Annotated in this window: 22 protein-coding genes and 1 tRNA gene; 11 read left to right on the forward strand and 12 right to left on the reverse strand. The window is 63.0% G+C overall.

The features are described 5' to 3' along the window. Window positions 1–33 precede the first annotated feature (33 nt). The 8 genes from SZ64_RS14305 to SZ64_RS14340 form a co-directional block, all read right to left on the reverse strand. A complete protein-coding gene (locus SZ64_RS14305; RefSeq protein WP_156313649.1) occupies window positions 34–972 on the reverse strand; it encodes an AraC family transcriptional regulator in 939 nt (312 codons plus the stop codon). A 111-nt stretch (window positions 973–1,083) separates the two neighbouring features. Further along, window positions 1,084–1,977, reverse strand: coding sequence for an NAD(P)-dependent oxidoreductase (locus tag SZ64_RS14310; protein ID WP_054531442.1), 894 nt, complete (start codon window positions 1,975–1,977; stop codon window positions 1,084–1,086). Next, the gene (locus tag SZ64_RS14315; protein WP_054531443.1) at window positions 1,974–2,783 is read right to left on the reverse strand and encodes an N-acyl homoserine lactonase family protein; all 810 of its coding nucleotides are present in this window, start codon (window positions 2,781–2,783) and stop codon (window positions 1,974–1,976) included. Before SZ64_RS14315 ends, SZ64_RS14310 begins: the two co-directional genes overlap by 4 nt. 130 nt (window positions 2,784–2,913) lie before the next feature. Beyond that, entirely contained in the window at window positions 2,914–4,095 is a 1,182-nt protein-coding gene (locus SZ64_RS14320) for a cytochrome P450 (RefSeq protein WP_054531444.1), read from the reverse strand. 1 nt (window position 4,096) lies between these two features. After that, entirely contained in the window at window positions 4,097–4,987 is an 891-nt protein-coding gene (locus tag SZ64_RS14325; RefSeq protein ID WP_054531445.1) for an MBL fold metallo-hydrolase, read from the reverse strand. A 13-nt stretch (window positions 4,988–5,000) separates the two neighbouring features. After that, complete coding sequence (locus SZ64_RS14330) at window positions 5,001–6,704, reverse strand: GMC family oxidoreductase N-terminal domain-containing protein (RefSeq protein WP_082384603.1); 1,704 nt, start codon at window positions 6,702–6,704, stop codon at window positions 5,001–5,003. Window positions 6,705–6,780: 76 nt separating this feature from the next. Then, window positions 6,781–7,263, reverse strand: coding sequence for an SEL1-like repeat protein (locus SZ64_RS14335; protein ID WP_054531447.1), 483 nt, complete (start codon window positions 7,261–7,263; stop codon window positions 6,781–6,783). After that, window positions 7,263–8,060, reverse strand: a complete 798-nt coding sequence (locus tag SZ64_RS14340) for a citryl-CoA lyase (protein ID WP_054531448.1) — start codon at window positions 8,058–8,060, stop codon at window positions 7,263–7,265. Before SZ64_RS14340 ends, SZ64_RS14335 begins: the two co-directional genes overlap by 1 nt. A gap of 67 nt (window positions 8,061–8,127) precedes the next feature. Between SZ64_RS14340 and SZ64_RS14345 the strand changes: the two genes are divergently transcribed. The 10 genes from SZ64_RS14345 to SZ64_RS14390 all read left to right on the forward strand — a co-directional run bounded on the left by SZ64_RS14345 (window position 8,128) and on the right by SZ64_RS14390 (window position 18,247). Next, window positions 8,128–9,270 (forward strand): CaiB/BaiF CoA-transferase family protein, encoded by a 1,143-nt coding sequence (locus SZ64_RS14345; RefSeq protein ID WP_054531449.1) that lies wholly within the window; start codon window positions 8,128–8,130, stop codon window positions 9,268–9,270. Between the two features lie 86 nt (window positions 9,271–9,356). Beyond that, window positions 9,357–9,902, forward strand: a complete 546-nt coding sequence (locus SZ64_RS14350) for a VOC family protein (protein ID WP_054531450.1) — start codon at window positions 9,357–9,359, stop codon at window positions 9,900–9,902. After that, window positions 9,902–10,933 carry a 5-methyltetrahydropteroyltriglutamate--homocysteine methyltransferase gene (locus SZ64_RS14355; protein WP_054531451.1) on the forward strand — a complete coding sequence of 344 codons (1,032 nt, stop codon included), beginning with the start codon at window positions 9,902–9,904 and terminating at the stop codon, window positions 10,931–10,933. Before SZ64_RS14350 ends, SZ64_RS14355 begins: the two co-directional genes overlap by 1 nt. Then, entirely contained in the window at window positions 10,930–12,048 is a 1,119-nt protein-coding gene (locus tag SZ64_RS14360; RefSeq protein ID WP_054531452.1) for a cobalamin-independent methionine synthase II family protein, read from the forward strand. Before SZ64_RS14355 ends, SZ64_RS14360 begins: the two co-directional genes overlap by 4 nt. 287 nt (window positions 12,049–12,335) lie before the next feature. Beyond that, window positions 12,336–12,420: transfer RNA gene (locus tag SZ64_RS14365), tRNA-Leu, on the forward strand. Between the two features lie 191 nt (window positions 12,421–12,611). Then, window positions 12,612–13,298, forward strand: coding sequence for a PilZ domain-containing protein (locus SZ64_RS14370; RefSeq protein WP_054531453.1), 687 nt, complete (start codon window positions 12,612–12,614; stop codon window positions 13,296–13,298). Between the two features lie 58 nt (window positions 13,299–13,356). Beyond that, complete coding sequence (locus SZ64_RS14375; RefSeq protein WP_193391528.1) at window positions 13,357–14,958, forward strand: NAD(P)/FAD-dependent oxidoreductase; 1,602 nt, start codon at window positions 13,357–13,359, stop codon at window positions 14,956–14,958. 16 nt (window positions 14,959–14,974) lie between these two features. After that, window positions 14,975–15,394: a GtrA family protein gene (locus tag SZ64_RS14380; protein WP_054531455.1), complete on the forward strand. Its 420-nt coding sequence runs from the start codon at window positions 14,975–14,977 to the stop codon at window positions 15,392–15,394. Window positions 15,395–15,413: 19 nt separating this feature from the next. Beyond that, window positions 15,414–16,451, forward strand: a complete 1,038-nt coding sequence (locus SZ64_RS14385; RefSeq protein ID WP_054531456.1) for an NAD(P)-dependent oxidoreductase — start codon at window positions 15,414–15,416, stop codon at window positions 16,449–16,451. Next, complete coding sequence (locus SZ64_RS14390; protein ID WP_054531457.1) at window positions 16,448–18,247, forward strand: hypothetical protein; 1,800 nt, start codon at window positions 16,448–16,450, stop codon at window positions 18,245–18,247. The genes SZ64_RS14385 and SZ64_RS14390 overlap by 4 nt, the downstream gene beginning before the upstream one ends. Before the next feature lie 6 nt (window positions 18,248–18,253). Here the strand turns inward: SZ64_RS14390 and msrB are convergent, their stop codons facing one another. From msrB to SZ64_RS14405, 3 genes are all read right to left on the reverse strand, one after another. Then, window positions 18,254–18,745, reverse strand: a complete 492-nt coding sequence (msrB, locus tag SZ64_RS14395) for a peptide-methionine (R)-S-oxide reductase MsrB (RefSeq protein ID WP_054531458.1) — start codon at window positions 18,743–18,745, stop codon at window positions 18,254–18,256. A gap of 61 nt (window positions 18,746–18,806) precedes the next feature. Further along, window positions 18,807–20,087 (reverse strand): ABC transporter permease, encoded by a 1,281-nt coding sequence (locus tag SZ64_RS14400; protein WP_054531459.1) that lies wholly within the window; start codon window positions 20,085–20,087, stop codon window positions 18,807–18,809. Further along, a complete protein-coding gene (locus tag SZ64_RS14405) occupies window positions 20,084–21,070 on the reverse strand; it encodes an ATP-binding cassette domain-containing protein (RefSeq protein ID WP_054531460.1) in 987 nt (328 codons plus the stop codon). The genes SZ64_RS14400 and SZ64_RS14405 overlap by 4 nt, the downstream gene beginning before the upstream one ends. Window positions 21,071–21,114: 44 nt before the next feature. Here SZ64_RS14405 and queG point away from each other — a divergent pair, with 44 nt between their 5' ends. After that, window positions 21,115–22,197 (forward strand): tRNA epoxyqueuosine(34) reductase QueG, encoded by a 1,083-nt coding sequence (gene queG, locus SZ64_RS14410; RefSeq protein WP_054531461.1) that lies wholly within the window; start codon window positions 21,115–21,117, stop codon window positions 22,195–22,197. Here queG and SZ64_RS14415 read toward each other — a convergent pair. After that, a complete protein-coding gene (locus SZ64_RS14415) occupies window positions 22,181–23,404 on the reverse strand; it encodes an FAD-dependent oxidoreductase (RefSeq protein ID WP_054531462.1) in 1,224 nt (407 codons plus the stop codon). The genes queG and SZ64_RS14415 overlap by 17 nt on opposite strands. Between the last annotated feature and the right edge of the window lie 5 nt (window positions 23,405–23,409).

Raw genomic sequence — 23,409 nt, forward strand, 5'->3', positions numbered from 1 at the left:
CGCGAAAGGCGGTGTGGCGATCGGGAGAAGTCCTTACCCCCGCCCGCCTGCACGATAGTTCCTCGGGCTCATCTCGAAGCGGCGGCGGAAGGCGCGGCAGAAGCTGGAGAGGTCGTTGAAGCCGACGTCGTAGGCTACGTCGGTCACCGTCACATCGCCGCCTTCGCGTTCCAGGCGGCGGGCGGCGAGTTCTAAGCGGCGGTTCTGGATGAAGGCGCGCGGAGTAGTGCCCATTTCGGCGAACAGCATCTGCACATAGCGCGCGGAAACTCCCATGCGGCGGGCGAGGCGGTGGACGTCCAGGTCGGGATCGGTCAGGTCCACTTCCACAGCTTCGAACAGGGCGCGGCGGCGCTCGTCACGGCGGTTGGGTTCCACGGCCGGGCGGGCAGAGGCATAGGCCATGTCCAGCAGCGGCCAGATCGCATCGCCCAGCGCGTCCACCCATTCGCCGCTGCCGTCATGCTCCAGCTCTTCCCAGGCATTACGCATGAAGCGGGAGAACAGCGCACCCGCGCCGCGCGTGCCGCTTACTGGAATGCCTGCCTGACTGCGCAGATGGGGCATGCGTTCTTCCACTGTCGCCAGCGGCAAGCGCACTACGATGGCTTGGGTATATTCCTCGAAATTGAGCCAGAGCGGCTTGGAAGGGTCGTAAAGAACGAAGTCCCCTTCCTCCAGCACGGCAGTGCGGCCGCCCGTATGGTTGGTGCTGCGGCCACGGTGTTGCACCTGGATGTTCAGCACCCCGGCGCTTTCATGGTCGGGCGCGCTGTAGATGCGCGCGGGGCTGGAACAGGGTGACAGCAATTCGCACTCGCGCAGCTTGCGGCGATAGAGCCGGGCCTCGAAAGGCGCTTCGCCCAGAGGCTCGACCCGGATCGGGGCGACCATGCGGGCTATGTCGTTCCAGAAGGGCAGGCGGTCGCACGGGTCGACCTCTGCCGTGCTCAGTTGCTCGAGCAGCGACATGGCATCCAAACTCCCAATGCCGCGAGATTCGCGGCGGGCCTCGTATCGGGCCGTTGAGGGGGAGGTTATGGAGCCTTTGGGCGCTTGGCAAGCGGCGTGCGAATCGGGGCCTCAGGCACCTCGTTCCGGGTCCAGACCGGCATCACTTTCCACCACCTTGGCCATGGCAGTAAAATCCGCGTCCGGGCCATAGTCGGCCAGCACGCGTTCCAGATAGCTGCGCACCACCTGCCCCAGTTGCAGCGGAACGCCCATGGCCTCCGCCTCGTCCAGTAGCAGGTTGGTGTCCTTGAGGCTCAGCGCGGCGGCGAAGCCGAAATCGAAAGTGCGCGGCAGGACGGAGCGGGGCCATTTGTCGCGCGTGGCGGAATTGATGCCGGTGCCGCTGTTCAGCACCTCGATCATGCGGGCCGGGTCCAGCCCGGCCTTGATACCCATGGCCATGCCTTCGGAAGTGACGCCGATGGCCACTGCGCCCAGCAGATTATTGACCAGCTTCATCACCTGCCCGGCGCCGGGCGTCTCGCCCATGTAGAAGGGCTTGCCCATGCGTTGCAGCAGTGGAAGAACCTGATCGTATTCCGCCTGCGGCCCGCCTGCCATGATGGCCAAAGTGCCGTCTTTCGCGCCCTTGATCCCGCCGGAAACCGGCGCGTCGATGCTGGCGATGCCCCTGGCGGAAAGCGCGGCGTGCAGATCCTGCGCCAGACGCGGGCCCGAAGTGGAAAGGTCGCAGACTATCTTCACGCGGCTGCCTTCAGCCACGCCGCCGGGGCCGAGGATCGCTTCGCGCACGATGGGCGGGGTGGGCAGGCTGGCGAACACGATGTCGCATTCATCGCCCAGTGCCTTGGCCGAACCGGCCGCCTGCGCGCCCTGCGCCACCATTGCGGCGACGGCATCGGGCGAAACGTCATGTACGAGCAACTGGTCGACATGGCCGATAAGATTGGCCGCCATATTGGCGCCCATGCGGCCAAGGCCGATGAAACCGACAATGCTCATAGATACTCCGAAACGGGTTTGTGCGGGGGCAGATCCACGCGGGCGATGCCGTTTTCCGAAGGGAAACAGGCCAGCACCAGCGGATCGTGGCCGGGGATAAGATGATCGAGCGACCCGCCCGCAAGCTCCAGCGCGCGAGCCTGCGCGGCGCGATATTGCGGCTCGTCGATGAAGATCGGGAAGGGCAGCTTGCGCGCGATATTGGCGTAAAGATGCGCCGCATCGCTGGCTAGCACCACTGTGCCGCGCGCAGTTTCGCAGCAAACCACCATCAGCCCGGCCGTGTGGCCGGGGCACAGGCGCAGCGAAATGCCGGGGGCGAATTCGCTGTCTCCGGCATGGAACACCACCCTGTCGGCATAGAGCTTGCGCACCAGCTGGGCGACCGGCTCCCCATCGAAAGGCGCGCGAATATCGTGATTGCACATGGCGCGGCTGGTGGCGAAGGCCAGTTCGGCATCCTGCACGTGGAAATGGGCATTGGGAAAGGCGCCCAGAGACCCGGCATGATCGTAATGCAGGTGAGTGAGGATCACATGCTCCACCAGCAGATGGTCGATCCCCGCATCGCGTAGCCCTTCAGCCACCGGGCGGATCAATGTGCGCCCCCGCGCCATCGCCGCCGCCTCACCAAAGCCGGTATCGACGATTACCGGCGGATGGCCCTCGCGGTGGATTGCCCAGACATAATAGTCGAGCGGCATGGGCAGATCGTGATCGTCCACCGGCTGCGTGAAGTTGGCTGCCGCCACACGCTCGTGCCGCGCATAAAGGATCGCGTCGATGCGGGTGACGGGGGCGCTCATGGGGCGATCATACCCTGTTCGTCACTCTTCGTCATTGCGAGGGGCGAAGCCCGGAAGCAATCCAGTGCCCAATGCGGGACGCCCTGGATTGCCGCGTCGCCTTCGGCTCCTCGCAATGACGAATGATGCTTCACGCAAACTTCAGCCGCACGGGCTGGCGGATCGGGCCATGGCCGACGGTCGTCATCCAGGGTTCGTAAGGTCCGGCCAGTTCGAAGCCTTCCACCTCGCTGATTATAGTGCCGAGAAGCGCCTGTGCTTCCATCTGTGCCAGCACGCGGCCCACGCAGCCATGAACGCCGTAACCCCAGCCGAGCGAATGTTTGTTGTCCCGCTCGATCCGATATTCTTCCGGGGCATCCCAGAAGCGCGGATCGCGATTGGCGGCGGCGAACATCAGCCCGCAGCGCGTACCGGCGGGAATGAGGATGTCATCCACTTCCACATCCTTCACTGCGATGCGCCCGGCCATGCGGCTGGGGCTGTCCCAGCGCAGGCTTTCATCGAAGGCATTGCGCAGTAATCTGGGATCGGCGCGCAGCTTCGCATATTCACCGGGGAACATCGCCCATGCGCGGATGGCATTGGCCATGGTGAGATAGGTGGTATCCGCCCCCGCGCTCAACACGGTCTGCAACAGCAGCTTGGCTTCGCCCAAAGTGACCTGGCCTCTGTCGGCGGCGCGGAAGAATTCCGCCCCGATTCCTTCCGGGTCGATCGCATCGCGCTCGCAGGTGGTTTCCAACCATTCGATCACGCCGGAAAAATCCTGATCCATCGCCTCGTCGAACAATTCTCCCGGCGGGCCCATCGTGGCCCAGACCATCTGGGAAAAGCCGTGCATATGGTGCCGCCCTTCCTGTGGCAGGCCCAGAATGTCAGGCAGGACGCGGAAGATATAGGCCTGAGTGATGTCGCCCACGGCGTCCACCACTTCGCCTTCCCTTGCGCGAAGCTCGTCGACGAAATCCTGTGCGGCGGCCTCGAAGATCGCCTTCACCCGTTCCAGCGCGCGAGGGGAAAGGGCATCGGCCACCACCTTGCGCACCTGCGTGTGGCGTGGCGGATCGTCGGTCAGCAGGATTTCCGGCCGGGGCGAATTGGGATCGTGCCATGGCCGCGATGTGGAGGAAAAGGTCTGCCAGTCCAGCAGGCCCTTCGTCACATGCTCGTGCCGGGCGATCATCACCACCCCGTCATGCAGCCGCACGGCAGGGGCGAATTCGCGCAGGGCATCGTCCACCTCGCGCGCATTGCGCACGGCGTCGGGAGTGAAGATGTCCAGCGGGTAATCGGGGATTGCGCGCGCCATCTTACAGCCCCAGTCCCTTGAACCAGCGCTCGCCCTTGGCGTCGGTGGTGAAATGCCCGGCGGTGGGATCGGCGAAATGCGCGCCGATGATCAGCACGCCGCTATCGGTATATTTCTCGGCAAAGCGCACGCGGCTGGCGCGCCCGGCGTCCTTGTCCATGTCGAAGGTCGCGTCGCGCTGCGGCATGGCGCATTGCATCGGGTGGTGCATCAGGTCGCCGGTGATGACGGCCCGCTCGCCATTCGATTCGATGCAGACATGCACATGGCCGGGCGTATGGCCGTGGCTGGGCTCGCAATAGAGCTCCTCGCAGATGCGGTGATCGGCATCGATGAAATCCGCCATGCCTGCCGCCACGATGGGATCGACGCATTCGATCATGTGGCCGGGATGGTGGATGCCATCATTGCGAATATCCTTCCATGCCTCGAACTCGGTCTTGCCGAACAGATAACGGGCATTGGGGAAGGTCGGCCGGAACTCGCCCGTTTCCGGGTCCTTGTAGGTGTTCCAGCCGACATGGTCGAAATGCAGGTGCGTGCACATCACGATGTCCACGTCGTGCCGGTCCACGCCGAGGCTTTCCAGATCCTGCATGAAGCCTTCGGGCAGGTTGGTGAACACATCGAACTGCCGGTCGCGCCCGGCGCCGATGCAGCTGTCCACCACGATGGTCTTCGTCGGGGTCTGCACCACAAAGCCCTGGAAGTTCATTCGCTGCTTCCCTTCGGGCGTGGCGTAATGCGGGTGCAGCCATTCCAGCGCGATCACTTCCTCGGGCGTCGCATCGGGCATGGTCATGTTGATGTTATCGCGAAAGTCCCACACTTCCACGATCCGGCTGACGGTGACGTCGCCCACTTTCCAGCTTTTGACGTGTTCCTTCGCCATGGTTTGCCTCTCCTCAGGCGGCTTTTTTCTTCGAACGGGGTGCCGCCTTTTTCGGGGCGGGTTTGTATCGGGCGACCGATTCCGGCGGCAGCTCGGCGGCCGGAAGGGCGGGCTTGCCCAGGATGAAATCGGCCGCGCGCTCGGCGATCATCACGCAGGGCGCATTGGTGTTGCCGCCCACGATGCTGGGCATCACGCTGGCATCGGCAATGCGCAGCCCGACAATTCCATTGAAGCGCAATTGTGGATCGACCACGGCGGCTGCATCGCTGCCCATGCGGCAGGTGCCGACCGGGTGGTGCACGGTGTAGCCGGTGCTGCGGATATAGGCGTCGATCTCCGCATCGCTTTGCACTTCCGGCCCGGGCGCCACTTCCACCCCGCTGAAGCGGGCGAAGGCGTCGCTGGCGAAGACCTTGCGTGCGATCTTTATCGCGCGGATCAGGCAGTCGATCTCGCCATCCTCGGCCAGCAGGCGCGGGTCGATCAGCGGCGCGGCGGCGGGATCGGGGCTGGCCAGCCGCAAGGTGCCGCGCGCCTTGGGATAGAGCGAGACCGGGCTGATCGCGTAGCCATGGCCCACGGGGAAGGGGATTTTCGTCGTCAGGCGCTTGGCCGGCTGGAACACGAACTGCACGTCCGGCCGGGCCAGCGCGGGATCGGTGCGCAGGAAGGCCACGCTTTCGAACACATTGCCTGCCAGCGGCCCCTTGCGGGTGAGGATGTATTGGAAAAGCTGGAAGATGTCGCGCGGCAGGGCGGGCAGCGAGAGGCCATAGGATGTGGTGTTGGCCGTTTCCATATGGACGGGGGAGGCGACATGGTCGTGGTAATTTGCGCCGACGCCCGCCACGTCCTTCACCAGCTCGATGCCCATTTCCTGCAGATGGGCGCCCGGGCCGATGCCGGACAGCAGCAGTATCTGCGGCGTCTGCACCGCGCCCGCGCACAGCACCACTTCATGCCTGGCGCGCACGATCCGCCCGTCGAGCAGTTCCACGCCCGTAGCGCGACCTTTGTCCACCAGCACACGGCGCACCGGGGCGCCGGTCTGCACATGGACATTGCCGCGCTTCAGCGCCGGGCGCAGCATGTTGATCGAGGTGCTTTCACGGCGGCCTGCGCGCATCAGGCCCTGGCGCCGGCCATAGCCCTCCGAGTTGGGCCCGTTGAAATCGGGGCAGGCGGGGAATTGCAGCGAGGCGAGCCCGTCCATGAAGGCGTAGTTCAGCGCGTTGGGATTATCGACCACCTTGACGTTGATCGGCCCGCCCTTGCCGTGGAACACGCTCTCGGGATAATTCTCGTTATTCTCGGTGCGGGTGAAATAAGGCAGCACTTCCGCGTAAGACCAGCCAGTGGCCCCGGCATCGGCCCAATCGTCGTAATCCGTCGGATGGCCGCGGAAATAGACCATGCCATTGATGCTGCCCGATCCGCCCAGCACCTTGCCGCGCGGCAAGGGGATCGGCCGTCCCGCCATGCCGGGCTGGGGCACGGTGGCGAAGTTCCAGTTCAGGCTCTTCGTATGGATCGCGGCTGCCACGAAGCTCGGCACATGGATGAAGGGATGGCTATCCGCGCCGCCCGCTTCCAGCAGGCAGGTCGTGCGATCTTCCCGCTCCCCCAGCCGCGCGGCCAGCGCCGCGCCCGACGTGCCGCCGCCCACCACTACGTAATCGAATTCCGCCGCATCCATCCCGCGCATCTCTCCCATTATCGGGAGAGGGATAGACCGTGCATGCGTTCAGCGGCTTGGCGGGGTGCGAAGAGGGGTTGCCGGGGGGCGAAGATCAGACCGGTCGAGGAGCGAGTTGTCCAAGAAGCTCCTGCGCCTCCTCGCGTTCAAACTCCGCGATATATTCTGAGTTCACAGCCATCGCGAGGCAGCGAAGGGCAGCCTGCGGGTTCTTGCGAACTCCCTGCCCTGAGAGATAACACTTCGCCATGTGGAATTGTGCGCTACCGTCGCCTGCCTCGGCAACCTTTGCAAACCAGCGGAACATGGTTCGGTATTTGCCCTGTTCACGATAAAGGATCGCAATGTTTGCTGCGGCGGCATGGCTGCCTTTGCGCCATGCCCGACGGTAGAGCGCCATCGCCAGTGGCTTGTCCACGTTCACGCCCTCGCCCACATCATACATGTAACCCAATGCTTGAAGGCACATGGCATCCCCAAGCTCAGCGCCTTGCTCGTAGCACTTTCGTGCGACGTCGAAGTTGCCAGCTTCTGAGGCGTTGTAAGCGATCAGGAGAAGGGCGTCGGTATTGACCATCACTGATCGGTTGGCTCTGGCCCGTCATACTCGATCCCCTCCGCCGCCTTGCCGGACAGGATGAAGCCGATGGGCCGCTCTGCCTCTTCGGTCAGGTGGCCGATCAGCCCCGCTGTGCGGCAGAGTAGGCCGATGCCTTTCAGTGCCGCGAGCGGGAAGCCGACATCCAGCATGATTGCCGGGATCGGGCCGTTGACGTTCACCGGCAGGTGGCGGCCGATGGTTTCGGGCAGCGCTGCCTGCAGCGCGCGCATCATGGCGACGTGGTCGCCGGAAACGCCGCGCTGGTCGGCCAGATCGAGCAGCAGATTGGCGCGCGGATCGCCTTCGGAGTGCTGGGGGTGGCCGAAGCCGGGGATGGCCTTGGTCGTCTGGCGCAGGCGAGTGATGTTGCGCAGGGCCACGGCATTGATGTCGTCCCCGCTTTCCCGCCAGTCCGCCACGCAATCGGCATAGAAGCGACCCGCTACTTCCGCGCTGCCCAGCACGACCGATCCGCAGCCGAGCAGCCCCGCGGCGACCGCGCCCTGCAAGGCCTCCGGCGCGGCGGCGTAGGTCATGCGGGCGGCGACCACGCTGGGCACCAGACCATGTTCGGCTAGCGCGCAGAGCACGGCATTGGCGAAGAACAGCTGATCCTCGTTCGGCTCCACGCCTGTGACCAGAAACCAGAAATAGCTGGTGAAGTCCGTCTTGCCGATGATCTCCCCCACCAGATCCTTGCCGCGCACGGTGATGCTGTCGGCATCGGAAGTGCAGATGGCGGTGAAGGGGGCGTCCTGTTTGCCGATGCGCATATTCTCTCTCCTTGCTGGTGCTATCCGCCGCTGCCTATACCGGCGTCAAGATTGGGAGAGGTGCACAATGGCAAAGCCGCTGGAAGGCATTCGCGTGCTGGATATGGGAACCTTCATCACCGGGCCGCAGGCCGGTTCGCTGCTGGCGGATCTGGGCGCGGAAGTGATCAAGGTGGAGATGCCCGAGGTTGGCGACCCGTTCCGGGCCTTCAAGGGCGGGCTCTATTCGCCGCATTACCAGACCTATAACCGCAACAAGAAGTCCATCGAGCTGAACACCAAGCAGCCCGAAGACCTTGCCGCCTTTGACGAGCTGGTGAAGGGCGCGGATGTGTTCATCCAGAACTTCCGCCCCGGCGTGGCCGAGCGGCTGGGGGTGGATGCCAAGCGGCTGCAGGCGATCAACCCGCGCCTTGTCTATGCCCTGATCACCGGCTTCGGTTCCGACGGCCCGCATCGCGACCGCCCGGCCTTCGATACTGTGGCGCAAGCCTCCTCCGGCTTCCTGCGCTTGTTGGTGAACCCCGAACATCCCCGCGTGGTCGGCCCTGCATTGGCCGACGCACTGACCGGCTTCTATGCGGCGCACGGCGTGGTCGCGGCGCTCTATGAGCGGGAGAAGACCGGCAAGGGCCGTCTGGTGGAAACCAGCATGTTCGAGGCGATGTGCCACTTCAATCTGGACGATTTCACGCACCTGCTCTCAATGGGCGAAGTGATGGGGCCCTATTCCCGCCCGCATGTCTCGCAGAGCTATGTCTTCGAATGCGCCGATGGCGGCTGGCTGGCGCTGCACATGTCATCCCCGCCCAAATTCTGGGAGAATCTGGCCGTGGCGGCCGGGCAGCCCGACATGCTCCAGCGCCCCGAATTCGCGGATCGCAATGCCCGCATTGCCAATTACGACAAGGTGATCGCCTTCCTCGCCCCGATCTTCAAGCGGCAGCCGCGATCCTATTGGGCAGAGCGGCTGGCCGAACTGGAAGTGCCGCATTCGCCGGTTTTCACTTCGCAGGAAGTGGTCGATGGCGAATTGGCGCAGCATCACGAAATCGTGCTGGAAACCGAAGGTCCGCACGGAACCTTCCGCACCATCCGTTCGCCCCTGCGTTTCGATGGGCAGAAACAGGAAGAAGTGGTCGCTCCGCCAGTACTTGGCCAGCACAATGAAGAAATCCTTGGTCGTAAAGGTAGCGATAAACCCGGTTAAGGAGTGAATTGCGTGTGGCAAAAGCTTTGATATGCTCGCCCTGTAGAGCCGTATCCTGAAAGGACTCGGCGCGAGGGAGAGACAAGATGAGCAAACTGCCGAGCAGGCTGCACCACACCGCCTATGTAACCAAGGATCTGGAAGCGACGCGTGCCTTTTACGAAGACGTGATCGGCCTGCCGCTGTCGGCCACCTGGTGCGAGACGGATTTCCTGTTCGGCAAGGATCGCACTTATTGCCACGTCTTCTTCGATCTGGGCGACGGTAGCAGCCTTGCCTTCTTCCAGTTTGCCGATGCGGAAGATCAGGCGCAGTTCGGGCCTGAAATCCCGGCATCGCCCTTCATTCACATCGCGCTGAACGTGGACAAGGAAACGCAGGCCGAAATCGAAGGGCGCATTGCCAAGGCCGGAATCCAGCCGCCCAACACCTACACGCTTGAACATGGCTATTGCCGCTCGGTCTATGTGAACGATCCCAACGGCATGATCGTGGAATTCACTTGCGACGATCCGCGCGCTGCCGAAGGCGCGGCAGACCGCCGCGCGCGCGCCCATGCTGAGTTGAAGCGCTGGCTGGCAGGCGATCACACCAACAACAACCTGTTCCGCCACGAAGAAGAAGCGGCTTGATGGCCCTGCCCTTGCTGCCGACCTCGCTGGTCGGTTCGCATGCGCAGCCGGACTGGCTGATCGACCGGCAGAAGCTGGCCGGTCGCTTCCCGCCGCGCACCCGCGCCAGGGAATTGTGGCGCGTTGCGGAAGACTGGCTGGATCAGGCGTGGGACGATGCCACCATCGTCGCCATCCGCGAGCAGGAAGAGGCCGGGCTCGACATCATCACCGATGGCGAGATGCGGCGCGAGAGCTATTCCAACCGCTTCGCCACTGCGCTGGACGGGGTGGATATCGAAAATCACGGCACCGCGCTCGACCGTTCGGGAGAGCCGGTGCCGGTCCCGCGCGTGGTGGGTGAAATCAGCCGCCGCCACCCAGTACAGGTGCGCGATGTGGAATTTCTGCGCGCCCATACGGATCGCACCACCAAGATCACTGTGCCCGGCCCCTTCACCATGGCCCAGCAGGCACAGGACGATTATTACGGCGATCCCGAGGCATTGGCGCTGGCCTATGCGGCGGCCGTGAACGAGGAGATCAAAGACCTCTTCGCTGCGGGCGTGGACGTGGTCCAGCTCGACGAGCCCTATATGCAGGCACGGCCGGACAAGGCACGCCAGTTCGGCCTCAAGGCGCTCGAACGCGCGCTGGAGGGTGTGAGGGGCACGACGGCGCTGCATATCTGCTTCGGCTATGCCGCGCTGATCCATGAACGGCCCGAAGGCTATAATTTCCTGCCCGAACTGGCGGCGACGGCCTTGGGCCAGGTGTCGGTGGAAACGGCGCAATCCCACCTCGATTGTGCGGTGCTGGAAAAGCTGGCGCCCAAGACGGTGATCCTCGGCGTGCTCGATCTTTCAACCCATGAGGTGGAAACGCCGGAAACCGTGGCCGTGCGCATCCGCCGTGCCTTGCCGCATGTCGATGCGAACCGTCTGATCGTGGCCCCGGATTGCGGGCTGAAATATCTGCCGCGCGATGTGGCCAACGGCAAATTGCGCGCCATGGCCGCTGGCGCAGCCATAGTGCGTGAAGAGCTGGCATGATCTTCAAGACCACACATACCGGCAGTCTGCCGCGCCCCGAACAGCTGCTTTCCCTCGTCTTCGCGCGCGAAGGCGGCGGGATTGTGAGCGACGCGGAAATGGACGCGGCAGTGGAGGATGCCACTGCCTATGTCCTTGCCCGGCAGCGGGATGCGGGCATTGCCATCGTGGGCGATGGCGAGATGTCGAAGCCCAGCTATGCCACCTATATCAAGCACCGCCTGACCGGGTTCGACGGGGAAGCGGGCAGTTACGAATTCCAGGATCTGGAAGAGTTTCCCGGCGCCAAGGCGAAGGTGTTCGGTGATACCGGGCGTGCGCGGCGTTCCGCCCCGGCTTGCACGTCCGAGATCACCGTCAAGGACATGGAAGCGCCGCGGATCGATGCCGAACGGCTGAACCGGCTGGCGGGCGATCACGAGACTTTCATGTCCGCCGCATCGCCCGGGGTGACGGCGCTGTTCTTCCCCAACCGCTTCTACAAGGATGACGAGGAATATGTCTTCGCCATCGCGGAGGCGCTGCGGCACGAATATGAAACCATCGCGAATGCCGGGATCACCCTGCAGCTCGATTGCCCGGATATGGCCATGGGCCGCCACGTGCAGTTCACGCATCTTTCGACCGAGGAATTCCGCAAGAAGCTGGCCATGAACGTGGCCGCGCTGAACCATGCTTTGCGCAATATCCCGGCGGAAAGGCTGCGCATGCATCTGTGTTGGGGCAATTATCCCGGTCCGCATCATTGCGACGTGCCACTGGATGACATTGCGGACATCGTCTGGCAGGCAAAGCCGCAGACGGTTCTGCTGGAAGGCGCCAATCCGCGCCACGCCCATGAATTTGCCTGGTTCGAAGAAAACGAGCTGCCCGAAGGCAAGGTGCTTTGCCCCGGCATGATCGAACCGCAGAGCAGCTATATCGAACATCCCGAACTGATCGCCCAGCGCATCGGCCGCTATGCCGACCTGTTAGGAACTGAGCGGATTCTGGCGGGGGTCGATTGCGGCTTTTCTGTCCACGCAGGCAGCGGCAATCTCGATCCCGAAGTGGTCTGGGCGAAACTTGCCGCGCTTGCGGAAGGGGCAGAGATCGCCGGGCGGCGCTTTCGTTAGGTTAACCGTCGCAGGCCTCGATTGGCGGAAATACGTGCCGACAGCTCAGCGCCGGGCGCAGTCTTGCGCCCAAGAATTGCGATCGAGACCGGTGGGCGCCGAAATAGTTGCGGCCTGCCGGTAACCAATCGTTTCGTAAGAATGACAGGATATTGCTGTCCCGCTTTGAGCCGGAATTTGCCGCGCGAATCGTGTCAAAAACGCTCGCGCTGCTCGTAGAAAGCCGTTATCCGGCAAGAGCTTAGTTGGTTATCGCGGACCCGGGGACGGGTCTGAACATCACGTGTGCGGGCGTGGCGGAATGGTAGACGCCGGGGACTTAAAATCCCCTGAGCTTTGCTCGTGCGGGTTCAAGTCCCGCCGCCCGCACCATCAGTGTTTACTACGAGGCTTCACCACACACTTTATTCACGTTTGGAAGTCAGGGAATATTAGCATTTATCGGATACCCACGTAGAAATGCGGGGTTCTCTGCCCCGGAGTGGGCAGGCCCATCTTCCGGACAGTTGCCTCGTCGAACGAAAATTGGGTGGCCAGCCGGCTGGCCCATGCGAGAAAACGCTATGACTGAGGTTGTGCAATCGCCTGGCGGTCATGTGCAGGGACAGGTGGCAGGCCCGCCGGGTGACGACGGCGAGGAGCAGCGGATTGCCCCCCGCTTCACCCTGCTGATCCGTACTGCCAAACTGATCTGCTCGTTGGGCGAATATCTATGCATTGTCCGCGATGCCTCCTCCACGGGGGTCAGCATCCGTACCTTCCATCCGCTGCCGCAAGGTGTGCAGCTGACCCTTGAACTTCCCAATGGTGACCGGCACCCGGTGGAACGTGTGTGGGAAAAGGAAGGTGCTGCTGGATTCCGCTTTCCGGTGGAAGTGGATATTGATCGCCTGCTTAACAACAAAAGCCGCTTTCCCAAGCGTGCGGTGCGGCTGAAGCTGCAACTGCCGGCGCTGATTTCGTGTCACGGCCGCACGGCCGGAGTGGTGATCCACAATATCTCGCAGCAGGGCGCGCAGATCGAATCTCCGCTCTACATGGCAATCGACCAGAAGCTGCGGCTGGAGGCCGACAATCTGCCCGTGATTCAGGCGCGGGTGCGCTGGCGCAAGGATTCCAATTACGGGCTGGTGTTCGACGATACGTTCCAGTTTGCCGAACTCGCGCGACTGGCAGCGCAGCTTCAGGGAAGCTGTAATATCGAGAGCGGTACGTGGATACCCGGACCCATGGATTCCGTCCGGCGTTAACCTGCTCCTAACCATTATCGTTCACTCCCGGACAGGAGCAAATCACCGGGGGTAGATTGTGACGGAATTCAGCCGAACTTCGCAGGCCAAAGAGGTCGTTGTCGACGTGGCGATCATCGGTGCGGGGCCTGCGGGCCTTACTGCCGGTTATCTGCTGACCAAGCAGGGCAAGACTGTCGCGATCATCGAAAAGGACGAGACCTATGTCGGCGGCATCAGCCGCACGGTGGAGCATGAAGGCTACCGTTTCGACATTGGCGGCCACCGGTTCTTTTCCAAGAGCGCCGCTGTGGTTGACCTCTGGAACGAGATCCTGCCCGACGATTTCATCCAGCGTCCGCGGATGAGCCGCATCTATTACGAGGGCAAGTTCTACTCCTACCCGCTGCGCGCCTTCGAGGCTCTGCGCAACCTGGGTATCTGGCGCTCGACCACCTGCATGGTCAGCTATCTCTGGTCCAAGGCCTTCCCGATCAAGGACGTGAAGAGCTTCGAGGACTGGACGACCAACCAGTTCGGCCAGAAGCTCTATTCGATCTTCTTCAAGACCTATACCGAGAAGGTGTGGGGCATGCCCTGCAACGAAATGAGCGCCGACTGGGCCGCCCAGCGTATCAAGGGCCTGTCGCTCTGGGGTGCAGTTGTCGATGGCCTCAAGCGTTCGCTCGGCCTCAACAAGCGCCCGAATGACGGGCAGCAGGTCAAGACCCTGCTTGAAACCTTCCGCTATCCGCGCCTCGGCCCCGGCATGATGTGGGAAGCCGCCCGCGACCGGATCGTGGAGCGCGGCGGCCATGTGGTCATGGGCCACGCGCTCAAGCAGCTCGCTTCGGATGGGCAGGATGGCTGGCGCATGGTTGCCACGGGCAAGGATGGTGAACTTGTCGTCCGCGCCAAACACGCCATCAGCTCCGCTCCGATGCGCGAACTCGCAGCGCGCCTGCATCCGCTGCCGGAATCGACGCTCAACGCCTCGCAGCTCAAATATCGGGATTTCCTCACCGTCGCGCTGATGATCCGTTCTGAAGACCTCTTCCCGGACAACTGGATCTACATCCACGACAGCAAGGTGAAGGTCGGCCGCGTGCAGAACTTCCGCAGCTGGTCGCCGGAAATGGTGCCGGATGAAAGCGTCGCCTGTGTCGGCCTCGAATATTTCTGTTTCGAAGGCGACGGCCTGTGGTCGTCGAGCGATGCGGATCTGGTCGAACTGGCGAAGAAGGAAATGGAAATCCTCGGCCTGCTCGATCCCTCTGCCGTGATCGGCGGCGCGGTGGTTCGTCAGGAAAAGGCCTATCCGGTCTATGACGAAGCCTATGCCGCCAATGTCGACGTGATGCGCAAGGAACTGGAGGACAAGTTCCCCACCCTTCATCTGGTCGGCCGCAACGGTATGCACCGCTACAACAATCAGGATCACGCGATGATGACCGCTATGCTGACGGTGGAGAACATCCTCGCCGGCGAGCGCATCTACGACACGTGGTGCGTCAATGAGGATGCCGAATATCACGAGGCAGGCGATGAAGGCGCCGAAAAGGCCCTGCCGCAGCGTGAGACCGCCGCTCGCCAGCCGGTGAGTCCGGATCAGGCCGTCGCGCTTGCATCCGTGCGCGATGTTCCTGAACGCATTGTGCCAGAAGGCCGCAAGGCCGCCTGACGCCGGAGGTAAAGCCATGACGGACAGTCTCTACCGTCTGAGCCAGAACCAGTTCCTGCGCTATCTTATTGCCAGCGTGGGTGCCCTGTCGGTCGATATGGGCAGCTTCATCCTGATGCTGCACTTCGGGATACTGGCCGGGCTTGCGGCGGCAATCGCCTATACGCTCGGGATCGTCGCGCATTGGGTCTTGCTCAGCCGGGGGGTGTTCAAGGAAGGCGTTGCCGAACGCGGCATGGCCCGCACGCAGCAGAAGGTGATCTTCTTCGTCACTACACTGGCGGGGCTTGGCCTGACGACTGCGGTGGTCAGCGTACTGGTTGCGCTTGGCGTGGCGCCGATCGTGACCAAGGTGTTGGCGGTGGTGCTGAGCTTCACGCTCAACTGGCTGATCCGCAAACGTTACATCTTCCGGCCCGCCGTGGCGGTTGCCTGAAGCATTACAGGGGGAAATCATGGCGGAATATCTCGTCACTGGCGGTTCCGGCTTCGTGGGCACTTTGCTGGTGGGCAAGCTGCTCGATGAAGGGCACCGCGTCGTCTCGATAGACCTGTTGCCTTCCACCCTGTCTCACCCCCGCCTCAATGCGGTGGTCGGCGACATTCGCGATCGCGCCGCGCTCGATGCGATCTATGCCGCGTGCAAGCCCGATGCGGTATTTCACTGCGCCGCGCTGCTGGCGCATGGGTCCATCACCGAAAAGGAACTGATGTCCCACAATGCGGAAGGCACCCGCGTGCTGGCGGAGGCCACGGCCGCTGCCGGTGTGCGCAAGGTGGTTTATCTTTCCAGCAATTGTCTGTGGGGCCACGGTTTCGAACGCCCGGTGAGGGAAGACGATGCCCCCGCCCCCTGTGAGCCTTACGGCGTGAGCAAGCTGGAGGGCGAACGGGTGCTGGCCGGCTTCGGCAACCAGTTCGAAACTGTCGCCATCCGTTGCCCGACCATCATCGATGAAGGGCGCCTCGGCCTGCTGGCGATCCTGTTCGAATTCATCTCCGACGATAATCGTATCCCGCTGGTGGGCAGCGGGGCGAACCGGTACCAGTTCATTTATGCCGCCGATCTGCTCGATGCTATGGTGCGCGCCGCCAGTTGCGAAGGCAGCCATGTCTTCGGCATCGGTTCGGACAATGTTCCCAGCATGGCGGGCGCCTTCCAGCACGTGATTGACGGTTCGGGCAGCAAGTCCCGCCTGCTGCGCTTGCCCAAGGCACCGATGATCCTGGCGATGCAGATCGCGCACCACCTGCGCATTTCGCCGCTCGGCCCCTATCACTACCGGATGATTGCCAGTTCCTTTGTGTTCGACACAACTTCGATCAAGCGGGTTCTGGGCTGGAAGCCTACGCTGACCAACGGGGAGATGCTGCTCAGGGCCTATCGCTATTATCATTCCAACCGCAGTGAGATCGCCGCGCGTTCGAATGTCTCGGCCCATCGGCAGGCCACCAAGATGGGCGTGATCCGGGTATTGAAGTGGCTGTCTTGACCGACAGTCCGGCTAATTCCACTGACGGGGCCGCACAGGAGGAGGTTCAGGGCGAACCGGCCGGGCCGTGGCGTCCGCGCCTCTGGCATATATGGCTGGCCCTGTCGGCATTTCTGCTGCTGATCAATCTGCATGATGTGACCCGCTCTCTCGCGCCGGAGTCTGACGATTATCTGCGTCTGGCACAGGTGCGCGACTGGCTTGCCGGGCAGGACTGGTTCGATTCTCGCCAATATCGGATGAATCCGCCGGTCGGTGCCGACATTCATTGGGTTCGGCTGGTGGATTTGCCCATAGCGGGCTTCATTCTGTTGTTTCGGCTATTCCTCAACCAACAGGCGGCAGAGACGGCGGCCATGGTCGCAGTGCCGCTCGCGCAGCTCTATGTCACCATGCTGGTGCTGCGCGCGCTGATGCGCGAGCTTGGTCAGACGGCTTCGGAAGTCCAGCTGGGAATGCTTCTCATTCCGCTGATGCCGCTGCTCAGCTTCAATTACATGCCGATGCGGATCGATCACCACGGATGGCAGGCGACTGCCATGCTGACGATCGTCTGGCTGATGATCCGAACAGGGTATCGGCAGGCATTTGTGGCGGGTTTTCTTGCGGCTGTGCTTCTCTTCATCTCGGTGGAAGGCATGCCGATGGTTGCGGCAATCGGCGGCCTTTATGCCGTCCGCTACTGGCTGGATCGTGCGCGCGAATATGAGGGCTATCTTCTAGGGCTGGCTATCGGTGGGCCGGTGTTGTTCCTGGTTCTGCGGCCGCTGTCGGATGTCGCTACGCCCTATTGCGACATGCTTAGCTGGCCGCATTTTCTTGCCTTTGGCGCCAGTGCGCTTGCGGCAGCGGGTGCGCGCATAATGCCTGCGCAAGGTGGCAAGACGGGACGTTTGCTTGCACTGCTTCCGATTCCGCTTGTGGCCGCGCCTGCCATGCTGCTGCCACTGGGTATTTGCGCGATTTCGCCCATGTCGGTGCTTGATCCGGTATTGAAGGCAAACTGGTTCAATTATCTGATGGAATCGGCGCCTCTCTGGCGGCAGATCCCTTCAGTTGCGGTCATGCTGGTTGCGGATTTCGTGCTCATTGCCCTTGGCGTCCGCCTGGCGCGGGAACGTTGGCGGGGCACCGATTACTGGCAGAAATGGATATTTCTCACCCTTGCGACACTGGCTGCCGCGGTGGTCGCCCTGCTTGTCATGCGGGCGGCGATTACGGCCCAATTGCTGACTCTGCCATTTTCCGCGCTGCTGCTTGCAACGCTACTCCCACGGGCACAGGCGCTGGGCGGTACGGTCAAGCGGGTGATCGCAACCGTGATTTGCTTCGTGCTGGTTACCCCTGCGCTGGTCACTGCTACGGCAAAGCCGTTCGATGCCAAGGTCAGCTACACTCTGGTAACTCATCCCAAGCTGGGAATGGATGGCGAATGCAGCATAGATCGATTGCGCGAAATCCCGCCATCGATGATGTTCGCTTCACTGGACCTCAGTGCGCAGATCGTCGCGCGGACGCCGCACAGCGTGGTGATGGGCGGCTATCATCGCAATCAGGCCAAGATGCTTGAAGTATTCCGTGCCTTTGGCGGGCCGATCGATCAGGCGGAAACGCTCATCCGTGCCAATCACGCGAAGTATGTGGTGACGTGCACCAGTTCTCCAGATCTCGCGGCCTATGCGAATATGGGCGAGGATAATCTGGCCGATCGTATTTTTGCAGGCAATCCGCCGCCCTGGCTGGAGCCGGTGCCGAATCTGGGTAATGCGGCCTTGCGCTTGTATCGGGTCAGATAGGCCCGGTCAGGCAGGCCGGAACTTCATCGCCACGCCGTTCATGCAGTAACGCAGGCCGGTGGGCTTCGGCCCGTCACGGAACACATGGCCAAGATGGCCGCCGCAATCGGCGCAATGCACTTCCGTCCGTGGATAGCCGATCTTGTTGTCGGTAGAAGTGCCAACCGCCCCCGCAAGCGGCTTCCAGAAGCTGGGCCAGCCGGTGCCGCTTTCGAACTTGGTCTCGCTCGAATAGAGTTCGTTGTCGCAGCCCTTGCACAGAAAAGTGCCCTTGCGATGTTCCTTGTTGAGCGGCGAGGTGAACGGTCGCTCGGTCGCTTCCTGGCGCAGCACGTCATAGGCTTGCCGGTCCAGCAGCTTGCGCCATTCTGCGTCGGTATGAGTTACGCGATAGCCCGCCGCGAATGCGGGGCCGGCGCCGGAAAGGGCGGTGAGCGAAACGGCGCCGCCGAGCCAGCCGAGCAACGTTCTGCGCGATGGGGTGAGATGCTGGTTCATGTGCCTCTCCAAACTCGGCTTATCCTATCATGCCAACGCGCGAATGGCGAAAGGGTTGCACCTATCCGCCCGGCATTGCCCTTCCCCTTACGATCGTCAGCAGACCGCGCCGCCGCTTGTTGCCGTGCTGCGGACCCGATTTCATGACGCGCCTGCGGAACAGTGCCGATCCGGCCTTGATGAAGAGCGCGACCGCCACGGCCTGCCACGCGAGCGCCGCGAAATGCGGCCACAAGGCATCGTCGGTCGCGGCGCGGGCCAGCATGGCGAAGGGTGAACTCAGCGGGAAGGCGATTGCGGCAAGTTCCATGGGCTTGCCTGTCTGCGTCAGGGCCAGGGCGGAGAAGAAGAACACCAGCACCTGCATCATGGTCACCGGCATGGACAGGGTCTGCACCTCGCGGACCGTGGAGGCCATCGAGCCGATCGCCAGAAAGATGGAGCCGAGCAGCAGATAGCCCATGGAGAAATAGATCACGCCGAACAGGAAGAAGAGCGGCCAGCCCACCCCCGGCGTCGGCAGATCTTGGATATTCCACCCGCCGGGCAGGGTTTCCTGCATTCCTGCAACGCCAACCAGGCCGCCGATGACGGTGGCCCATACAGCGATGCCCACCAGCGATACGGCCAGCATGGCAAACAGCTTGCCCAGGAACACCGCATCCATCGGAATGGCGGCGGCCAGAACTTCGATGATCTTGTTCGCCTTTTCCTCGACAAGGTTGGAAAGCACCATGCCGGCCAGCAGCATGATCAACAGGAATAACACTGTCTGCCCCACCTGCGCGGTGGCGACGCGGCCCTGCTTTTCCCGTGCCCCGCTGGTGGCCACGCCAGTAAGCGTTACGGGCGGAAATTCCGTGGGCGCGCGCTTCAGGGCCTGTGCGGCGATCAGGCCCACCGGGCCTTTCCACCAGTCCAGCCTCTCTTGCGTGGCGGTAAGTTCAGGTGCGGAGGGCGTGCCGGTGACGATGCCCGCCATGTTGCCCTTTGTCTCTTCCAGATAGGCTCGCGCGTCGAATGTCTGGCCAGGACTGATTCGCTTCAATTCCACCATGCGGGGAATGGCCGGGCCGATCTTGGGCGCCAGATCTTCATAGGCGGCCAACATCCGGTCAACATCGGCGCTTTCCATAGCGATGCCGATTTCAGGCCGGGCAGTTTCCTGCTGCACCTGTTCGCCGATCCCGCCGGCAAGGCTGCCCACGATTATCGGGAACAGCGGGCCGAGCAGGAAGAAGATGAAGGCGCGGCTGAACAGGATCGCCACGAAATCGCGCCGTGCGATGACGAAGGCGGCCTGCCAGATGGACAGGCGGCCTGCCGTGCTGCCCGAAATCATGATCGCGTGCCCTCCTCTTCGGGAGAGGCTTCCAGCGCGCGTGCGGCGGCCTCTCCGGCGATAGCCACAAATGCGTCGTGCAGGCCGGCACGTTCGATGGAAAGGGAAAGGATGCCCGCTTCCCCTTCGATCAGGGCGCGCAGCAGTGGCTCGATGCCCGTATCGGGCAGGTCGAAATACCAAAAGGTGCCTTCATGCCGCGCATTTGCGGGCAGGGCCGTGCGCCACGGGCCGTCCACATGGGCGGTTTCCAGCCGCACCTGCGCGGGGATGCGATCCCGCGCTTCGTCCACCCGGCCGGCAAAGGGGACTTTGCCCCCGGCGATGATCGCGATCTGTTCGCACAGCCTTTCGGCATGGGCGATGACATGGGTGGAGAAGATCACCGTAGTACCGTCATCGGCAAGGCGGCGGATCATCTGTTCCAGCTTGCCCTGATTGAGCGCGTCGAGGCCGGAAAACGGCTCGTCCAGCACAACCAGCTTCGGTTTGTGGACCAGCGTGCCCAGCAATTGCACCGTCTGCGCCATGCCTTTGGACAATTGCCGGATCTGGCGGTCCGCCGCGTGCCCCAACCCATGGCCTTCCAGCAATTCGCGGCCCCGTTCTCGCCCTTCCTTCAATGGCACACCGCGCAGGGCGCCCATGAAGGCGATTGCCTCATAGGCTTTCATGGAAGGATACAGCCCGCGTTCCTCAGGCAGATAGCCGATCAGCCGGGCGACATCGTGGGGGCGATCATGCCCCAGCACACGGCGGGTGCCTTCATCGGGATCAATGATGCCCAGCAACATGCGCAGGGTGGTGGTCTTACCCGCGCCGTTCGGACCGAGAATGCCGTAGATCGCACCTTCGGGGACGGCAATGTCCACCCCGTCGACGGCCAGAGTGCCGTCGAAGCGCTTCACCAGGCCGCGGGCTTCGATTGCCAGCGGTCTTGCATGGTTGTCCGCCGGTCGGGGTTCGCCTAGCTCGGTCTGCATGTGTGCGAGTTAACCCTCGCCAGTGAACAGGAGCAACAGCGAACTTGGTTAATTCCAGCCTCGATTCCTTCAAGGCGCGTCTGGTCGCGGAAGCGAAGCGGCTGGGCTTTGCCGCCATCGGCTTTGCGCCGGCGGCGGACGATCCGCAGCGCGCCGCACGGCTGGATGAATGGCTGGCCGCCGGGTTCCATGGCGAAATGGACTGGATGGCCGACCGCGCCGATGTCCGGCGCGGGCCGCAAAGCATGTGGCCGGGCGCGCAAAGCGTGATCGCGCTGGGCATGTCCTATGCCCCGCCGCACGATCCGCTGGCACTGGAAGGGGACACTGAAAAGGCCCGCATTTCCGTATACGCGCAGGGGCGGGACTATCACGACGTAGTGAAGAAGGCGCTGAAGGCCCTTGCCCGCTGGCTGGTGGCCGAAGCGGAAAAGCAGGGGCTGGAAGCTCAGCTCAAGGTCTTCGTCGATACTGCCCCGGTGATGGAAAAGCCGCTGGGTGAGGCCGCCGGGCTGGGCTGGCAGGGCAAGCACACCAATCTCGTCAGCCGCGCCCATGGCAGCTGGCTGTTTCTGGGCGCGATCTATTGCACCTTGCCCTTTGCCCCGGATGCGCCCCATTCCAATCGCTGCGGAAGTTGCACTGCCTGTCAGGATGCCTGCCCGACCGAGGCGTTTCCTGCACCCTATCGGTTGGATGCGCGGCGCTGCATCTCTTATCTGACTATCGAGCATAAGGGGCCGATCCCGCAGGAATTCCGCAAGCAACTGGGCAACCGCATCTATGGCTGCGATGATTGTCTGGCCGTGTGTCCGTGGAACAAGTTTGCCGATCAGGCCGCCCGCAATGCCGCCTTCCTGCCGCGAGAGGAACTGGTGGAGCCGCGGTTGGACGAATTGCTGGCGCTGGACGATGCTGCCTTCCGTGCGAAATTCTCAGGCAGCCCGATCAAGCGCATCGGGCGCAACCGCTTCGTGCGCAATTGCCTGATCGCCGCCGGGAATAGTGGCAATCAGGCGTTGGCTGCGCAGGTGCGCGCCCTGACCGGCGATGCCGATCCAGTAGTCGTCGAAGCGGCCCATTGGGCGCTGTCGGAACTGGAAGGCGCGCTTACAGCATCTCCTTGAGCGGCGTTGCCGTATCCATCAGAAGTTCCGGGGCGATCTTTGCGCCGGCTTCCACCAGCTTCCTGCCCTGCACATAGTCCTTCATCGCATTGACGCAGTCGAGCGCGATGACCTTGCCTTCCTTGAGATAGACCACGCTGAAACTGCGCGTGGCCGGATCGCCGCGCAGTACGGTGGTGTCGTGCCCCATGCTGAGGCCGGCAGTCTGCAGCTTGAGATCGTACTGGTTGGACCAGAACCAGGGCAACGCGTGATAGGGCTGGGGCTCGCCGCAGATCGCCTTTGCCGCCGTGGTCGCCATGTCGTTGGCGTTCTGTACGCTTTCCAGCCGGATCACCGCCCCGCCCGCGAAACTGTTCGCATGGGCGGCGCAATCGCCGATGGCATAGACATCTTCCAGCGCGGTGCGGCAGAATTCGTCCACATCCACGCCGTTGCCGCCTGCCGCCCCGGCTGCGATCAGCGGGCCGACTGCCGGAACGATGCCGATGCCGACCACCACCATTTCGGCAGGGACGATTTCGCCGCTGGCCAGCTTCACGCCGGTTACGCGGGTGCCGTCGCCTTCGATGGCCTCGACCATGGTCTCGGTGCGCAGGTCCACGCCATGGGCGCGGTGTTCCGCCTCGTAGAAGCGGGACAAATCTTCGCCCGCAACGCGCGCCAGCACGCGGGGCAGGGCTTCCAGCAGGGTCACATCGCAGCCGAACTTGGTCAGCACGGCGGCTGCTTCCAGCCCGATATAGCCGCCGCCGATCACGGCGACCCGTTTTGCCCCGCCGTCCAGTTCGGCCATCATCTGGTCCGCATCGGCAAGGTCGCGCACGTAATGGATGCCCGCGAGGTCGGCGCCGGGGCAAGAAAGGCGGCGCGGATCGCCGCCCGTGGCCCAGATCAGCGATCCGTAGCCAAGGTGCGTGCCGTCGGCCAGTATCACCTCATGCGCGGCGGGATCGACTTCGGTCACTGTGGCGCCCAGCTTCAGTTCGACATTCTTGTCGCCCCAGAACTGCGGGGGCCGGATCAGGATGCGTTCCAACGGCTTCTCTCGCGAGAGATATTCCTTGGACAAGGGCGGCCGTTCATAGGGGGGCTGGCTGTCGCGCCCCAACATCAGGATCGATCCTTCGAAGCCCTGCTGGCGCAGTGCGATTGCCGCCTGCGCCCCGCCGTGGCCCGTGCCCACTATGATTACGTCATATGCCATGGTCC

It is taken from the genome of Erythrobacter sp. SG61-1L (assembly GCF_001305965.1).
In the GTDB taxonomy this organism is placed as follows: domain Bacteria; phylum Pseudomonadota; class Alphaproteobacteria; order Sphingomonadales; family Sphingomonadaceae; genus Andeanibacterium.

Bases quoted from the DNA above. Each gene is read 5' to 3' on its own strand.
- SZ64_RS14305 (WP_156313649.1), bottom strand. From the start codon at position 972: ATGTCGCTGCTCGAGCAACTGAGCACGGCAGAGGTCGACCCGTGCGAC.
- SZ64_RS14310 (WP_054531442.1), bottom strand. From the start codon at position 1,977: ATGAGCATTGTCGGTTTCATCGGCCTTGGCCGCATGGGCGCCAATATG.
- SZ64_RS14315 (WP_054531443.1), bottom strand. From the start codon at position 2,783: ATGAGCGCCCCCGTCACCCGCATCGACGCGATCCTTTATGCGCGGCAC.
- SZ64_RS14320 (WP_054531444.1), bottom strand. From the start codon at position 4,095: ATGGCGCGCGCAATCCCCGATTACCCGCTGGACATCTTCACTCCCGAC.
- SZ64_RS14325 (WP_054531445.1), bottom strand. From the start codon at position 4,987: ATGGCGAAGGAACACGTCAAAAGCTGGAAAGTGGGCGACGTCACCGTC.
- SZ64_RS14330 (WP_082384603.1), bottom strand. From the start codon at position 6,704: ATGGGAGAGATGCGCGGGATGGATGCGGCGGAATTCGATTACGTAGTG.
- SZ64_RS14335 (WP_054531447.1), bottom strand. From the start codon at position 7,263: ATGGTCAATACCGACGCCCTTCTCCTGATCGCTTACAACGCCTCAGAA.
- SZ64_RS14340 (WP_054531448.1), bottom strand. From the start codon at position 8,060: ATGCGCATCGGCAAACAGGACGCCCCCTTCACCGCCATCTGCACTTCC.
- SZ64_RS14345 (WP_054531449.1), top strand. From the start codon at position 8,128: ATGGCAAAGCCGCTGGAAGGCATTCGCGTGCTGGATATGGGAACCTTC.
- SZ64_RS14350 (WP_054531450.1), top strand. From the start codon at position 9,357: ATGAGCAAACTGCCGAGCAGGCTGCACCACACCGCCTATGTAACCAAG.
- SZ64_RS14355 (WP_054531451.1), top strand. From the start codon at position 9,902: ATGGCCCTGCCCTTGCTGCCGACCTCGCTGGTCGGTTCGCATGCGCAG.
- SZ64_RS14360 (WP_054531452.1), top strand. From the start codon at position 10,930: ATGATCTTCAAGACCACACATACCGGCAGTCTGCCGCGCCCCGAACAG.
- SZ64_RS14370 (WP_054531453.1), top strand. From the start codon at position 12,612: ATGACTGAGGTTGTGCAATCGCCTGGCGGTCATGTGCAGGGACAGGTG.
- SZ64_RS14380 (WP_054531455.1), top strand. From the start codon at position 14,975: ATGACGGACAGTCTCTACCGTCTGAGCCAGAACCAGTTCCTGCGCTAT.
- SZ64_RS14385 (WP_054531456.1), top strand. From the start codon at position 15,414: ATGGCGGAATATCTCGTCACTGGCGGTTCCGGCTTCGTGGGCACTTTG.
- msrB (WP_054531458.1), bottom strand. From the start codon at position 18,745: ATGAACCAGCATCTCACCCCATCGCGCAGAACGTTGCTCGGCTGGCTC.
- SZ64_RS14400 (WP_054531459.1), bottom strand. From the start codon at position 20,087: ATGATTTCGGGCAGCACGGCAGGCCGCCTGTCCATCTGGCAGGCCGCC.
- SZ64_RS14405 (WP_054531460.1), bottom strand. From the start codon at position 21,070: ATGCAGACCGAGCTAGGCGAACCCCGACCGGCGGACAACCATGCAAGA.
- SZ64_RS14415 (WP_054531462.1), bottom strand. From the start codon at position 23,404: ATGGCATATGACGTAATCATAGTGGGCACGGGCCACGGCGGGGCGCAG.